This window comes from Enterobacter cloacae complex sp. P13B (assembly GCF_014895915.1).
In the GTDB taxonomy this organism is placed as follows: Bacteria; Pseudomonadota; Gammaproteobacteria; order Enterobacterales; family Enterobacteriaceae; genus Enterobacter; species Enterobacter bugandensis.
The window spans coordinates 1-14265 of record NZ_JADBQN010000025.1; the positions used below are offsets into that span (position 1 = coordinate 1).

Genomic DNA, 14265 nt, shown 5'->3' on the forward strand with positions numbered 1-14265 from the left:
CTGTACAGTGGGAGAGGGCTGGGGTGAGGGCATCAGACCGCATAAACACGTCCCCCGGCACTTTGTGATCGTCTTCTTTTTATTCATCTTTATAAGTAAAAACTCCTTTCCTTCCCCTCCCTCCGGGGTTATGGTCGGATAGATTTTTGACCATCCACTCAAAATATAAAGATAACAAACTGAATATTCAGGGGAAAATATGCGCAAGATCACACTGGCGCTCAGCGCCGCCTGCTTATTGTTCTCGCTTAATAGCGCCGTCGTCGCGCGAGCTTCCGCACCGACGCCGCTTTACACCGGCACCACCGCCGCCATCCTTGCCGAGCAGGCACCCATTCACTGGGTTTCCGTGGCCCAAATCGAAAACAGCCTGATGGGCCGCCCGCCAATGGCCGTGGGCTTCGACATTGACGATACCGTGCTGTTCTCGAGCCCAGGCTTCTGGCGTGGCAAGAAAACGTATTCTCCGGACAGCGAAGCGTATCTGAAGAACCCGGAGTTCTGGGAAAAAATGAATAACGGCTGGGATGAGTTCAGCATTCCGAAAGAGGTGGCCCGCGCGCTGATCGCCATGCACGTTAAGCGCGGCGACAGCATTTACTTTGTCACCGGCCGTAGCCAGACCAAAACGGAGACCGTCTCCAAAACCCTGCAGGACGATTTTCAGATCCCGGCAGCCAGCATGAATCCGGTCATTTTTGCCGGTGATAAAGAGGGACAAAACACCAAAACCCAGTGGCTGGAGCAGAAAAACATCAAAGTGTTCTACGGTGATTCGGATAACGACATTACCGCGGCGCAGGATGTGGGAGCCAGAGCGATCCGGGTGCTGCGTGCCTCTAACTCGACCTATCGACCGCTGCCGATGGCAGGCAAGTTTGGCGAGGAGGTGATTGTTAACTCCGAGTATTAGTTCTTGAGCGGCGGGTTTGATTCTTTTTTGAACAAATCCGCCGCTGCGGGTTTTACCTTTCGCCTTCTTGCTGCACACTTAGAAAGATTCATCTTTCAGAACGGAGCAGCTCATGTGGTATCAACAGACCCTGACCTTAAGCGCTAAACCCCGCGGATTTCACCTTGTGACGGACGAAGTCATCGGGCAACTCCGCGACCTGTCGCGCGTCAAAACGGGTTTACTGCATCTGCTGCTTCAGCACACGTCAGCCTCCCTCACGCTTAATGAAAATTGCGACCCTACCGTCCGGTCTGATATGGAACACCATTTCCTGAAGACGGTTCCGGACAACGCCCCCTACGAGCACGATTATGAAGGCGCAGATGACATGCCTTCGCATATCAAATCTTCTCTGCTGGGCGTATCGCTGATGCTGCCGGTTCATAACGGGCGGCTAATGCTGGGCACGTGGCAAGGGATCTGGCTGGGAGAACATCGCATTCACGGTGGTTCGCGTAAAATTATCGCAACGCTACAAGGGGAATAAAGATGACAATTTCGGAGATACTTCAGTACTGCATGAGCAAGCCTGGCGCGGAACAAAGTGTTCACAGCGACTGGAAAGCCACGCAGATCAAAGTGGGAGACGTGCTGTTTGCGATGGTGAAAGAGGTTGAAGGGCGCCCGGCGGCGTCGCTGAAAACCAGCCCGGAACTGGCGGATCTATTACGTCAGCAGCATGATGATGTGAGGCCGAGCCAGCACCTCAATAAGGCGCACTGGAGTACCGTTTATCTGGACGGCTCGCTGCCCGGCTCGCAAATTTACTATCTGGTGGATGCGTCCTACAAGCAGGCAGTTGAGCTGCTGCCGGAAGCGACCCGACAGCAGCTCTCCGTGTAACAATTACAACAACGGTTTAAGGAAGCGCGCGGTGTGCGAGGCTTCGCACTCTGCAACGGTCTCTGGCGTACCGGAGACGAGGATTTCACCCCCGCCGCTGCCGCCTTCCGGGCCGAGATCGACAATCCAGTCCGCGGTTTTAATCACGTCCAGATTATGTTCGATGACCACAATCGTGTTGCCCTGATCGCGCAGCTGATGCAGCACCTCAAGCAACTGCTGGATATCCGCAAAGTGCAGGCCGGTGGTCGGCTCATCCAGAATGTAGAGCGTCTGGCCGGTACCACGCTTGGACAGCTCGCGCGCCAGCTTCACGCGCTGCGCCTCACCGCCGGACAGGGTCGTTGCTGACTGCCCCAGGCGAATGTAGGTCAGGCCTACGTCCATCAGCGTCTGCAGCTTACGCGCCAGCGCAGGGACAGCGTCAAAGAACTCGCGCGCCTCTTCGATGGTCATGTCCAGCACTTCGTGGATGGTCTTGCCTTTGTACTTAATCTCCAGCGTTTCGCGGTTATAGCGCTTGCCTTTGCACTGGTCGCACGGCACGTAGATATCCGGCAGGAAGTGCATCTCAACCTTGATCACGCCGTCGCCCTGACACGCTTCACAGCGGCCGCCGCGCACGTTAAAGCTGAAACGTCCTGGCGTATACCCGCGCGAACGCGCTTCCGGCACGCCGGCGAAGAGTTCACGTACGGGCGTAAAGACGCCGGTATAGGTCGCCGGGTTGGAACGCGGCGTACGGCCAATTGGGCTCTGATCGATGTCGATAACCTTGTCGAAATGCTCCAGCCCCTGAATATCGCGGTACGGTGCAGGCTCGGCCAGCGTCGCGCCGTTCAGCGCCGTCTGCGCAATCGGGAACAGCGTATCGTTGATCAGCGTCGATTTACCGGAACCGGACACGCCGGTAATGCAGGTAAACAGGCCAACCGGCAGCGTCAGGGTGACGTCCTTCAGGTTGTTGCCGCGCGCCCCTGTGAGCTTCAGCACTTTTTCCGGGTTCGCCGCGACCCGCTGTTTTGGCACTTCAATTTTGCGCTTGCCGCTCATGTACTGGCCGGTCAGCGACTCGGGCACCGCCATAATGTCCTTCAGCGTACCTTCCGCCACCACCTGGCCGCCGTGCACGCCCGCGCCCGGGCCGATGTCGATCACGTGGTCTGCGGCGCGAATTGCGTCTTCGTCGTGCTCCACCACGATTACCGTGTTGCCGAGATTGCGCAGGTGGATCAGCGTGCCGAGCAGACGCTCGTTGTCGCGCTGGTGCAGGCCGATGGACGGTTCATCCAGCACGTACATCACGCCGACTAAGCCCGCGCCAATCTGGCTCGCCAGACGGATACGCTGGGCTTCACCGCCGGAGAGCGTTTCCGCCGAGCGGGAAAGCGTCAGGTAGTTCAGGCCAACGTTCACGAGGAACTTGAGGCGATCGCCGATCTCTTTCAGCACTTTTTCGGCGATTTTCGCACGCTGGCCGGAAAGCTTCAGGTTGTTGAAGAAGTCCATTGCGTGGCCGATGCTCATGTCTGAGATGGTCGGCAGCGCCGTGTTTTCCACAAACACGTGGCGCGCTTCGCGACGCAGACGCGTGCCCTCGCAGGTGGCGCAGGAGCGGTTGCTGATGAACTTCGCCAGCTCCTCGCGCACCGCGCTGGATTCGGTCTCTTTGTAGCGGCGCTCCATATTGTGCAGCACCCCTTCGAACGGGTGGCGACGCACGGAGGTATCGCCGCGATCGTTCATATATTTGAACTCTATGTTCTCTTTGCCGGAACCGAACAGGATCACTTTGTGCACGTTCGGGCTCAGGGTCGCCCACGGCGCTTCAACGTCGAATTTGTAGTGCTCCGCCAGCGACTTCAGCATCTGGAAGTAGTAGAAGTTACGCTTATCCCAGCCGCGAATCGCACCGCCCGCGAGCGACAGCTCGGGGTTCTGGATCACGCGATCCGGATCGAAATACTGCTGCACGCCCAGACCATCACAGGTCGGGCACGCGCCCGCCGGGTTGTTGAACGAGAACAGGCGCGGTTCCAGCTCGCGCATGCTGTAGCCGCAAATCGGGCAGGCGAAGTTGGCGGAGAAGAGCAGCTCTTCCGCTTTCGGGTCGTCCATGTCGGAGACCACGGCCGTGCCGCCAGAGAGTTCCAGCGCGGTTTCAAAGGATTCAGCCAGACGCGTGGCGAGATCGTCACGCACCTTAAAGCGGTCAATCACCACTTCGATGGTGTGTTTCTTTTGCAGCTCAAGCTTTGGCGGATCGGACAGGTCACACACTTCGCCGTCGATACGGGCGCGGATATAGCCCTGGCTTGCCAGGTTCTCCAGCGTTTTGGTGTGCTCGCCTTTACGCTCTTTGATGATCGGTGCCAGCAGCATCAGGCGTTTGCCTTCCGGCTGCGACAGCACGTTATCCACCATCTGGCTCACGGTCTGTGCCGCCAGCGGGACATCGTGGTCCGGGCAGCGCGGCTCACCCACGCGGGCATACAGCAGACGCAGGTAGTCATGGATTTCGGTAATGGTACCGACCGTTGAACGCGGGTTATGCGAGGTAGACTTCTGCTCAATAGAGATAGCAGGCGATAACCCTTCAATATGATCGACATCCGGTTTTTCCATCAGCGACAGGAACTGACGTGCGTACGCCGAGAGCGATTCAACGTAACGACGCTGTCCTTCGGCATACAAAGTGTCGAAAGCCAGTGAGGATTTGCCAGACCCCGAAAGCCCGGTCACGACGATGAGTTTGTCGCGAGGGATTATGAGGTTGATATTCTTGAGATTATGGGTGCGGGCGCCCCGAACTTCGATCTTATCCATTCACCTTTCCCGGTTGGAACACGGATTGCCTGGTTTGTTTGAAGGACAAACGGCTGTCAGAAACGGCTAATTATGACACAAAATGACCTGTTTGAATATACAGTATTGGAATGCATTTTCTGATTCACTGTGTAACAATGTTGAGTTCGCGGGAGAACTCTGGAACGTGCTACGCAACTATCAAAGTGCAGCATGGAAATGGTACACTCGCGCGTTTACACTATTAAGAAACGTATTCAGGAGACACGAACATGGCCAGCAGAGGCGTAAACAAGGTGATTCTCGTCGGTAATCTGGGCCAGGACCCGGAAGTACGCTACATGCCGAGTGGTGGCGCAGTTGCCAACATTACGCTGGCTACTTCCGAATCCTGGCGTGATAAAGCGACCGGTGAAATGAAAGAGCAGACCGAATGGCACCGCGTTGTGCTGTTTGGCAAACTGGCCGAAGTGGCCGGTGAGTATCTGCGTAAAGGTTCTCAGGTTTATATCGAAGGCCAGCTGCGTACGCGCAAATGGACCGACCAATCCGGTCAGGAAAAATACACCACGGAAGTGGTGGTGAACGTGGGCGGCACCATGCAAATGCTGGGTGGCCGTCAGGGCGGTGGCGCACCGGCAGGTGGCGGTCAGAACCAGCAGCAGGGTGGTTGGGGTCAGCCTCAGCAGCCGCAGGGCGGCAACCAGTTCAGCGGCGGCGCGCAGTCTCGTCCGCAGCAGCAGTCTGCTCCGGCACCGTCTAACGAACCGCCAATGGACTTCGACGACGATATCCCGTTCTGATCAACGGATGCTAAAACAAAAAACCCAGACATCGTCTGGGTTTTTTTATTGCTGAAGAGATCAGGTAATCACCATCGGCCAGTCTGGTGGCGTGTGGCTCATCGCTTCAACCATCACCACTTTAATATTTTCCCAGACGGCGGCCATATCCAGCAGCGTGATGCCCAGCAGGCCCGTCGCGAACCAACAGGCCGCCCCCAAGCCCAACAGGGTGCTGATCACCGCCAGACCCGTGTAGTCAGACTTACGAAACTGAATGTTCAGCGTGCTGGCTAAAAACATCAAAACCGCACTCAACAAGGGCCAGCGCAGGAGAACCATGCTGGTCGTAATGGTTGCCATAAAACCCATCCTCTACAAAACAGACGAACTGAATGAAACAGCGTTTCTCGTTACACAATATGTGTGAACTATATCACATTTGATGATTTATTCGCCAGTGTCTGTGCAACCCAAAAGGGGGATTTTATTACCCAAAAAAGCGTGTGTGGTACGGGGCTGCCTTTGCACAGCGGACCTGGGATCCACCACGTGTCGGTTTTTAGGCGTAGCCTTATTTTCTGATTATATTGTAGCGTTGGCTGATTATTTATAAATCAGCGAACAAAATATACCCGCGTAAATAGGATAAAACGTCATGCTGACGTTGTGCTTTTTTCATGCCACCAGAAGTTTTGCTTAATCAGCGATCCTCTGTTGTGTTCTCTTCAAACCTCCCGTACGTGATGGATAATTATTTTCCTTAATTGAAACGGAACGAATACTTACAGTTTAGCTTACGGGAAAATATTATCGTCATAACGAAATTTAAGATTTTTAATACTAAAAGTCAGTTGCTAACTTCGCATGATTCATGCAACGTAATCACCTGTTTAACAAAGCATCCGGCCTTCATTACTACAGGCGTACAACATGCAGGGATATAGGGCGGGAAATGAATCGTAGCGCGCGGCGCAAAATGCTCAGAGTGGTAGGGATCATCATGGTAGTTATGCTGCCGGTGATGCTTGCTCTATGGTTTGCCCAGCTACGAGCCGAGTCGGAAACGAGCGCTCAGCTACGGACATTTGCTGAACTGGCTTTAGACAAAACAGAACTGGTTATTCAACAAGTTGAACTGGCCAGGGGCGAGGCAGAAAAATATCAGGGTGAACGTTGTACGCCGGAACATCGTCAATATATGTTGAACGTTGTTCGTGGCCGCCTGTTTGTCGCCGATTTAATTTATGCTGAAGGTCAGAATTTTCTTTGTTCGACCGTTTTTACACCGGATCAACCCTACGTCATTCCGGTCGCTAATTACACGCGTAAACCTGACGTTGCTATCTATTATTTTCGCGATACGCCATTTTATACTGGCTATAAAATGACATATATGCAGCGCGGAAATTATGTCGTGGTGGTCAATCCGCTTTCTTACAGTGAAGTGATGTCTACCGATCATTCCCTCGCATGGGGGGTATACGACACGGTAACTAATGCCTTCTTTTCCGTCAGCCAGAAAGCCAATGCGACTTTATTAAATTCGATGATTCGGGATAAGGAATCGGTATTTCAAAAAGATAACTGTTTCTATACCGTCGTGAAATCGACAAATCGGCCTATTGCCGCCATCGTGTCGACGTCAGATAAACGTTTTTATGAAACGCTCTATCACCAGGCGACGTTGACGCTACCGCTGGGAATGATCTGCAGCATTATTATTTTGCTGGTGTGGTCCCGCACCCATCGTGAGCTTAATTCGCCGGGGCGCTTACTGCACCGGGCGCTGAACAAGCGCCAGCTTTGTGTGCACTATCAGCCGATTATTGATATCAAGAACAACCAGTGTGTGGGGGCAGAGGCGCTATTGCGCTGGCCTGGTTTCAATGGGCAGGTAATGAGCCCGGCTGAGTTTATTCCGCTTGCGGAAAAAGAGGGAATGAGCGAGCGGATCACGGATTATGTCGTTGAGGAGGTGTTCAGCGATCTGGGCCATTTCCTGGCGGCGCATCCGCATCTCTATATTTCGATCAACCTGTCGGCCACGGACTTCCACTCCTCGCGGCTGATCGCCATGATTTCTGACAAGGCCCGGCACTACGCCGTACGCGCCCAGCAAATTAAAATCGAAGTGACGGAACGCGGCTTTATCGATGTGCCAAAAACCACGCCGGTGATTCAGGCCTTCCGTCAGGCGGGCTATGAAGTGGCGATCGATGATTTCGGGACCGGTTATTCCAACCTGCACAACCTCTACTCGTTGAACGTGGATATTCTGAAAATCGATAAATCGTTTATCGACACCTTAACCACCAACAGTACCAGCCACCTGATCGCCGAGCATATTATCGAGATGGCGCAAAGCCTGCGGCTTAAAACCATTGCGGAAGGGGTTGAGACGGCTGAGCAGGTGAGCTGGCTGTTGAAGCGCGGCGTTGAGTTCTGTCAGGGATGGCACTTCGCGAAAGCGATGCCGCCCCAGGAGTTTATGACCTGGCAGCAGCAACCTTTGCACTGATATGCATTAATTCAACTGGTGGCGATAATCGCTCGGCGTACGGTCAAACTCGCGGCGAAACACGCGGGAAAAGGTTTGTTGCGAAACATAGCCAAGATCCATCGCGATATCAAAAATCGGCCGCTGCGTTGAGCGTAACGCCTGCGCCGCCAGCAGCAGCCTGCGCTGACGAATGTACTCCCCCAGCGTCTGGTGCATGACCGTGCGGAACATTCTCTGTAAATACCATTTCGAATAGCCCGATTTTTTTGCGACCACATCAATGTTCAACGGTTGGTCGATATGATCGTCAATCCATTCAATAAGTGTCTGAATAATTTGCTGATGCGACATAAGGTTGCCCCTCTGTAGATACAACTTTCTCGGTTGATTCGTCGTTTTCTCTGCGGGGGAGTATAATTCCTCAAGTTAACTTGAGGTAAAGAGGTTTTATGGAAAAGAGATTGCCGCGCATTAAAGCGCTTTTAACCCCCGGCGAAGTGGCAAAGCGAAGCGGCGTTGCGGTATCGGCGCTCCACTTCTATGAAAGCAAAGGGTTAATTAAAAGCATCCGTAACGGCGGAAACCAGCGCCGCTATACCCGTGACGTGCTCCGCTACGTGGCGATTATCAAAATTGCGCAACGCATCGGCATTCCCCTGGCGACAATCGGTGAGGCATTCGGCGTGTTGCCGGAAGGGCACACGCTTAGCCCGAAAGAGTGGAAAGAGCTTTCGTCCCAGTGGCGTGAAGAGCTGGACAGGCGTATCCACACGCTGGTGGCGCTGCGTGACGAGCTGGACGGCTGTATCGGCTGCGGCTGCCTGTCCCGTAGCGACTGCCCGCTACGTAACCCTGGCGACAGGCTGGGTGAGCAGGGGACCGGGGCGCGGCTGCTGGAGGAGGATTAAGTTCTTGCGGCAAAAAGCATAATAAAGAACTAAAGCGCCACTAAGGGCGCTTTAGTTTTTCCCGGTCTTTGTCTTTCTCTCTATCCCGCTGGTTCACGGGAGGGTTTCCCCCGACATCAGCACCCCTCGTGTCGAGCTGGTTGGGGAGGTTCCGGATTGTGCTGACACTTTAATTCTATGCAAGACCCGTTTTTTCGCCAGCCGCGCTAGCCGTTTTTTAGACGAAATTTTTTCGCGGTGTTGTTCGATTTTCTATAGTTAAAAAGTATGAATAACAGGAGAAAATCATGCTCACGGTACATCACCTTAACCAGTCGCGCTCGCACCGCGTGATCTGGGCGCTGGAAGAGCTCGCCCTGCCTTATGAGATTGTTCACTACCAGCGCGAAAAGAACATGCTGGCACCCGACTCCCTCAAAAAGGTGCATCCGTTGGGCAAATCGCCGGTCATTGAAGATAACGGGCTGATCCTTGCGGAGTCAGGCGCCATTCTGGAATATCTGCAGGAAACCTATGATGCCGAATCGCGGCTGAAGCCTTTAGACCCCGCGCATAAGGTGCAATACCGCTTCTGGCTGCATTACGCAGAAGGGTCTCTGATGCCGCTGCTGCTCATGAAGCTGGTCTTCAGCAGCCTGGGCAAGCCGCCCGTGCCGTTTGGCATCCGAACGCTGGGCAAGGCGCTGGGGCAGGGGGTACAGAAAGCGTATCTCAACCCCCAGCTGGAGACCCATGCGCGCTTTATTGACTCACATCTTGCTAAAAACAGCTGGTTTGCCGGAGAGACGTTAAGCATGGCCGACATTCAGATGAGCTTCCCCCTCTTTGCCCTGCTGGCGCGCGGCGGCATTGCTAATCTTCCGCATATTCAGGCATGGAAGCAAAAAGTGGAAACTAGTCCTGGCTGGCAAAGAACCCTGCAACAAGGTGGCCCGTTAACGATCCCGGGCGAGGATTGAAATGTAAACAAATTGCGCATAGACGATAACGTTTGCGCATCCTCTGTTTATTTCTTCATCGTCATAAGTGAATTTTAGCGAAAAACGACAAAGTTCAGTTGAAAAGGGCGGGTATTAGGCTGGATAATCGTTTGCCTTAATTTGACGACCCGTTTTATAAGCGCGGAGCTAAACGTTTGCTTTTTTTGTGACGCCCTTTCGTCGCAAACGCAACACACGGATTTGACGTTTTAGCTGGCAGCGGTGTCTCCACCACGCTTATGGACGTTCTATAAAAACTCTCAGGGGATGTTTTCTATGTCTACGCCATCTGCGCGTACCGGCGGTTCACTTGACGCCATGTTTAAAATTTCGGCTCGTGGCAGCACCGTGCGCCAGGAAGTCGTTGCCGGTCTGACCACGTTTCTGGCGATGGTTTACTCCGTCATCGTGGTGCCGGGCATGCTGGGCAAGGCGGGCTTCCCGCCTGCGGCTGTCTTTGTCGCCACCTGCCTGGTGGCTGGCGTGGGCTCCATCGTAATGGGCCTGTGGGCGAACCTGCCGCTGGCGATTGGTTGCGCCATCTCTTTGACCGCCTTTACCGCGTTCAGTCTGGTGCTGGGCCAGCAGATCAGCGTACCGGTTGCCCTCGGCGCCGTGTTCCTGATGGGCGTACTGTTTACCGTTATTTCTGCCACCGGCATCCGTAGCTGGATTTTGCGCAACCTGCCGCAGGGCGTGGCGCACGGAACCGGTATCGGTATCGGCCTGTTCCTGCTGCTGATCGCTGCCAACGGCGTGGGTCTGGTCATCAAGAACCCGCTTGACGGCCTGCCGGTAGCGCTCGGTCATTTCGCGAGTTTCCCGGTCATTATGTCGCTCATCGGTCTGGCGGTGATTATCGGCCTGGAAAAACTGAAGGTGCCGGGCGGCATTTTGCTGACCATTATTGGCATTTCCATTGTCGGCCTGATTTTCGATCCGACCGTTCACTTCTCCGGTATTTTCGCCATGCCGTCGCTGAGCGATGACAAAGGCAACTCCCTGATCGGCAGCCTGGATATCGTCGGCGCGCTGAACCCGGTGATCCTGCCAAGCGTGCTGGCGCTGGTGATGACCGCGGTATTTGACGCCACCGGTACCATTCGCGCGGTGGCCGGTCAGGCCAACCTGCTGGATAAAGACGGTCAGATTATTGATGGCGGCAAAGCGCTGACCACCGACTCCCTGAGCAGCGTCTTCTCTGGTCTGGTGGGTGCGGCGCCTGCGGCGGTGTATATCGAATCTGCAGCGGGTACGGCGGCAGGCGGTAAAACCGGCCTGACGGCCATCACCGTTGGCGTGCTGTTCCTGCTGATCCTGTTCCTCTCTCCGCTCTCCTACCTGGTGCCTGCGTATGCGACCGCGCCAGCGCTGATGTACGTCGGCCTGCTGATGCTGAGCAACGTGGCGAAAATCGATTTTGCGGACTTCGTGGATGCGATGTCCGGCCTGATTACCGCAGTGTTTATCGTCCTGACCTGTAACATCGTGACCGGCATCATGATCGGCTTCGCCTCGCTGGTGATTGGTCGTCTGGTTTCCGGAGAGTGGCGCAAGCTGAACATCGGCACCGTGGTGATCGCCGTTGCGTTGGTCGCCTTCTACGCGGGCGGCTGGGCAATCTAAATTATCCATTGATGCGAAAACGGGTGGCTCAGGCCGCCCGTTTTTATTTTCAGGACTCATCCCGTTGCCTTTTGCGTTACTCTGGAGAGGATAGAATAAGAGGCACGACGCCTCAGGTTTGGCTTAAAAAGAAACACAGCAAACAGGGAACGCATGGAAATTTTCTTCACAATACTCATTATGACCCTTGTGGTCTCATTATCCGGGGTGGTTACACGCGTACTGCCCTTCCAGGTCCCCCTGCCTTTAATGCAAATAGCCATCGGCGCGCTGCTGGCGTGGCCGACGTTCGGTCTGCACGTGGAGTTCGATCCGGAACTGTTCCTCGTGCTGTTTATCCCGCCGCTGCTGTTTGCCGATGGGTGGAAAACGCCGACGCGCGAATTTCTTGAGCACGGGCGAGAGATCTTCGGCCTGGCGCTGGCGCTGGTGGTCGTTACCGTGGTCGGGATTGGTTTCCTGATCTACTGGGCCGTACCGGGTATCCCGTTAATTCCCGCCTTTGCGCTGGCCGCCGTGCTGTCGCCGACCGACGCCGTGGCCCTTTCCGGCATTGTGGGTGAAGGGCGCATTCCGAAGAAAATAATGGGCATTTTGCAGGGCGAGGCGTTGATGAACGACGCTTCCGGCCTGGTGGCCCTGAAGTTTGCCGTGGCGGTAGCCATGGGCACCATGGTCTTTACCATTGGTGGCGCGACCCTGGAATTCTTCAAGGTGGCGATTGGCGGTATTCTCGCGGGCTTCGTGGTGAGCTGGCTGTATGGTCGTTCGCTGCGCTTCCTCAGCCGCTGGGGCGGCGATGAACCGGCGACGCAAATCGTTCTGCTGTTCCTGCTGCCGTTTGCCTCTTACCTTATCGCTGAACATATCGGCGTCTCGGGCATTCTGGCGGCGGTAGCGGCGGGGATGACCATCACCCGCTCCGGCGTGATGCGCCGCGCGCCGCTGGCGATGCGCCTGCGCGCCAACAGCACCTGGGCGATGCTGGAGTTTGTCTTTAACGGCATGGTCTTCCTGCTGCTGGGCCTGCAGCTGCCGGGCATTATGGAATCTTCGCTGATCGCGGCGGAGGCGGATCCAAACGTTGAAGTCTGGATGCTGTTTACCGATATCGTGCTGATCTACATGGCATTAATGCTGGTGCGTTTCGGCTGGCTGTGGACGATGAAAAAGTTCAGCGTCCGCTTCCTGACCAAAAAGCCGATGGAGTTCGGCTCCTGGACCACGCGCGAGCTGCTGATTGCCTCCTTCGCGGGCGTACGCGGGGCGATAACCCTCGCCGGTGTGCTCTCTATTCCGCTGCTGCTGCCGACGGGCGACGTCTTCCCGGCGCGCTACGAGCTGGTGTTCCTGGCGGCGGGCGTGATTCTCTTCTCGCTGTTTGTCGGTGTGATTATGCTGCCGATTTTACTCCAGCACATTGATGCCGGTGACTCGACCCAACAGCACAAAGAGGAGCGGATAGCCCGCGCGGCGACGGCGGAAGTGGCGATAGTGGCCATTGAGAAGATGGAGGAGCGTCTGGCTGCCGATGCCGAAGAGAACATTGATAACCAGCTGCTGAAGGAAGTCAGTTCACGCGTGATTGGTAATTTGCGCCGTCGTGCTGACGGACGTAACGACGTGGAAAGCTCGCTGCAGGAAGAGAACCTCGAGCGTCGTTTCCGTCTGGCGGCGCTGCGCTCCGAGCGTGCCGAGCTGTATCACCTGCGCGCGACGCGTCAGATCAGCAACGAGACGCTGCAAAAGCTGCTGCACGATCTGGACCTGCTGGAAGCGCTGCTGATAGAGAATCAGTAGCGCGTTGTTGCCCGGTGGCGCTGCGCTTACCGGGCCTACGTTTGAACCGTAGGCCGGGTAAGGCGAAGCCGCCACCCGGCACTATTCAGACCGCACCCAAAACCCCTCACAACATTGCAGCCACGCCTGTGCGCTGTGCGAAAGATACACCCCTTCACGCCAAATCATCCCTAACTGCCAGTGCAGGTCGCTCTCCAGCGGGATCCAGCGCAGCGTGTTTTTATCCAGCCGCTCGCAGATCGGCTGCGGCAGAATGGCAATTCCCACGCCCGCCTGCACCATTGCCGCGAGGAAATCCCACTGGCCGCTGCGCACCGCAATGCGCGGCTTCACGTTATGGTGGTTAAACAGGGTCATCAGCTGGCGGCTTAAGGCGAAGTCTTCGTTGTAGATCAGCAGCGGGTGTTCGCCGAGCAGATCGGGCTTCACTGAGTCTATCTTCAGCCAGTCGCCGGAGCGGGGCACCAGCACGCACAGCGGATGGCTGAACAGCGGCAGCGTTGCCAGCCCGCTCTCTTCCTCCACGGGAAGGGCCGTCATCGCCACGTCCAGCTCGCCGTTGATCACCGCCTGCTGCACGGTCAGGCCGCCAAATTCAGAAATTTTGAGCTCAACGCCAGGGTAGCGCTGACGGAACAGGCTTATCGGCCCGGCCATCATCATGCCAACCATCGGCGGAATGCCGAGCCGCAGCAGACCTTTCGTCAGGTGGTTGATGTCCGCAAGCTCGGCCTCAAGCTGGCGAAACTCCGCCAGGATCGCCAGCCCGCGCTCGAAGACCACGCGTCCGGTATCGGTCAGCAGCAGCTTGCGTCCGTCGCGGATCAGCAGGGTACAGTTCAGCTCGTCTTCGAGGTTTTTCAGCATTTTGCTGATGGTTGGCTGGGTAACGAACAACTTCTCCGCTGCGCGGGTAAAACTTTGCTGGCGAACCACCTCGACAAAATAGCGCAGCGTTCTTATGTCCATGATTATTCCTCGAAACTATACCTTCGATGATTTTAATTCATTTCAGTCGATGACGTACGCTCACTATACTGGCGCCTCGTCTCATTTCTGAGGA

The 14265-nt window shown here is 55.5% G+C and carries 13 protein-coding genes; 9 read left to right on the top strand and 4 right to left on the bottom strand.

Going from position 1 to position 14265, the window contains the following annotated elements:
• Positions 1-199: 199 nt before the first annotated feature.
• The 3 genes from aphA to IM273_RS12390 all read left to right on the top strand — a co-directional run bounded on the left by aphA (position 200) and on the right by IM273_RS12390 (position 1798).
• On the top strand, positions 200-913 hold the full coding sequence (gene aphA / locus IM273_RS12380) for an acid phosphatase AphA (RefSeq protein WP_041911537.1): 714 nt from the start codon (positions 200-202) through the stop codon (positions 911-913).
• Between the two features lie 112 nt (positions 914-1025).
• Positions 1026-1442: a secondary thiamine-phosphate synthase enzyme YjbQ gene (locus IM273_RS12385; RefSeq protein ID WP_041911536.1), complete on the top strand. Its 417-nt coding sequence runs from the start codon at positions 1026-1028 to the stop codon at positions 1440-1442.
• Positions 1443-1444: 2 nt separating this feature from the next.
• The gene (locus tag IM273_RS12390; protein WP_028015174.1) at positions 1445-1798 is read left to right on the top strand and encodes an MmcQ/YjbR family DNA-binding protein; all 354 of its coding nucleotides are present in this window, start codon (positions 1445-1447) and stop codon (positions 1796-1798) included.
• A gap of 3 nt (positions 1799-1801) precedes the next feature.
• Here the strand turns inward: IM273_RS12390 and uvrA are convergent, their stop codons facing one another.
• Positions 1802-4624, bottom strand: a complete 2823-nt coding sequence (gene uvrA, locus IM273_RS12395; protein WP_028015175.1) for an excinuclease ABC subunit UvrA — start codon at positions 4622-4624, stop codon at positions 1802-1804.
• Between the two features lie 251 nt (positions 4625-4875).
• On the opposite strand from uvrA, the gene ssb1 reads away from it, so the two are divergent.
• A complete protein-coding gene (gene ssb1, locus IM273_RS12400) occupies positions 4876-5406 on the top strand; it encodes a single-stranded DNA-binding protein SSB1 (RefSeq protein WP_006810470.1) in 531 nt (176 codons plus the stop codon).
• 60 nt (positions 5407-5466) lie between these two features.
• Here the strand turns inward: ssb1 and IM273_RS12405 are convergent, their stop codons facing one another.
• Positions 5467-5748, bottom strand: a complete 282-nt coding sequence (locus IM273_RS12405; protein ID WP_025757848.1) for a YjcB family protein — start codon at positions 5746-5748, stop codon at positions 5467-5469.
• A 592-nt stretch (positions 5749-6340) separates the two neighbouring features.
• Here IM273_RS12405 and IM273_RS12410 point away from each other — a divergent pair.
• Positions 6341-7906: an EAL domain-containing protein gene (locus tag IM273_RS12410; protein WP_045261051.1), complete on the top strand. Its 1566-nt coding sequence runs from the start codon at positions 6341-6343 to the stop codon at positions 7904-7906.
• 6 nt (positions 7907-7912) lie between these two features.
• Here IM273_RS12410 and soxS read toward each other — a convergent pair whose 3' ends face one another.
• Positions 7913-8239: a superoxide response transcriptional regulator SoxS gene (gene soxS, locus IM273_RS12415; protein ID WP_008503387.1), complete on the bottom strand. Its 327-nt coding sequence runs from the start codon at positions 8237-8239 to the stop codon at positions 7913-7915.
• Between the two features lie 98 nt (positions 8240-8337).
• On the opposite strand from soxS, the gene soxR reads away from it, so the two are divergent.
• The 4 genes from soxR (at position 8338) to IM273_RS12435 (ending at position 13202) form a co-directional block, all read left to right on the top strand.
• A complete protein-coding gene (gene soxR / locus IM273_RS12420) occupies positions 8338-8796 on the top strand; it encodes a redox-sensitive transcriptional activator SoxR (protein ID WP_023331806.1) in 459 nt (152 codons plus the stop codon).
• 287 nt (positions 8797-9083) lie between these two features.
• Complete coding sequence (locus IM273_RS12425) at positions 9084-9755, top strand: glutathione S-transferase family protein (RefSeq protein ID WP_049137624.1); 672 nt, start codon at positions 9084-9086, stop codon at positions 9753-9755.
• A 297-nt stretch (positions 9756-10052) separates the two neighbouring features.
• Complete coding sequence (gene ghxP / locus IM273_RS12430) at positions 10053-11402, top strand: guanine/hypoxanthine transporter GhxP (protein ID WP_028015179.1); 1350 nt, start codon at positions 10053-10055, stop codon at positions 11400-11402.
• A 153-nt stretch (positions 11403-11555) separates the two neighbouring features.
• Positions 11556-13202: a Na+/H+ antiporter gene (locus IM273_RS12435; RefSeq protein ID WP_028015180.1), complete on the top strand. Its 1647-nt coding sequence runs from the start codon at positions 11556-11558 to the stop codon at positions 13200-13202.
• 81 nt (positions 13203-13283) lie between these two features.
• Here IM273_RS12435 and IM273_RS12440 read toward each other — a convergent pair whose 3' ends face one another.
• Complete coding sequence (locus IM273_RS12440) at positions 13284-14171, bottom strand: LysR family transcriptional regulator (protein ID WP_041911529.1); 888 nt, start codon at positions 14169-14171, stop codon at positions 13284-13286.
• Positions 14172-14265 lie beyond the last annotated feature (94 nt).

Bases quoted from the DNA above. Each gene is read 5' to 3' on its own strand.
- IM273_RS12410 (WP_045261051.1), top strand. From the start codon at position 6,341: ATGAATCGTAGCGCGCGGCGCAAAATGCTCAGAGTGGTAGGGATCATC.
- IM273_RS12425 (WP_049137624.1), top strand. From the start codon at position 9,084: ATGCTCACGGTACATCACCTTAACCAGTCGCGCTCGCACCGCGTGATC.
- ghxP (WP_028015179.1), top strand. From the start codon at position 10,053: ATGTCTACGCCATCTGCGCGTACCGGCGGTTCACTTGACGCCATGTTT.
- IM273_RS12440 (WP_041911529.1), bottom strand. From the start codon at position 14,171: ATGGACATAAGAACGCTGCGCTATTTTGTCGAGGTGGTTCGCCAGCAA.
- IM273_RS12390 (WP_028015174.1), top strand. From the start codon at position 1,445: ATGACAATTTCGGAGATACTTCAGTACTGCATGAGCAAGCCTGGCGCG.
- soxS (WP_008503387.1), bottom strand. From the start codon at position 8,239: ATGTCGCATCAGCAAATTATTCAGACACTTATTGAATGGATTGACGAT.
- IM273_RS12405 (WP_025757848.1), bottom strand. From the start codon at position 5,748: ATGGCAACCATTACGACCAGCATGGTTCTCCTGCGCTGGCCCTTGTTG.
- ssb1 (WP_006810470.1), top strand. From the start codon at position 4,876: ATGGCCAGCAGAGGCGTAAACAAGGTGATTCTCGTCGGTAATCTGGGC.
- soxR (WP_023331806.1), top strand. From the start codon at position 8,338: ATGGAAAAGAGATTGCCGCGCATTAAAGCGCTTTTAACCCCCGGCGAA.
- IM273_RS12385 (WP_041911536.1), top strand. From the start codon at position 1,026: ATGTGGTATCAACAGACCCTGACCTTAAGCGCTAAACCCCGCGGATTT.
- aphA (WP_041911537.1), top strand. From the start codon at position 200: ATGCGCAAGATCACACTGGCGCTCAGCGCCGCCTGCTTATTGTTCTCG.
- uvrA (WP_028015175.1), bottom strand. From the start codon at position 4,624: ATGGATAAGATCGAAGTTCGGGGCGCCCGCACCCATAATCTCAAGAAT.
- IM273_RS12435 (WP_028015180.1), top strand. From the start codon at position 11,556: ATGGAAATTTTCTTCACAATACTCATTATGACCCTTGTGGTCTCATTA.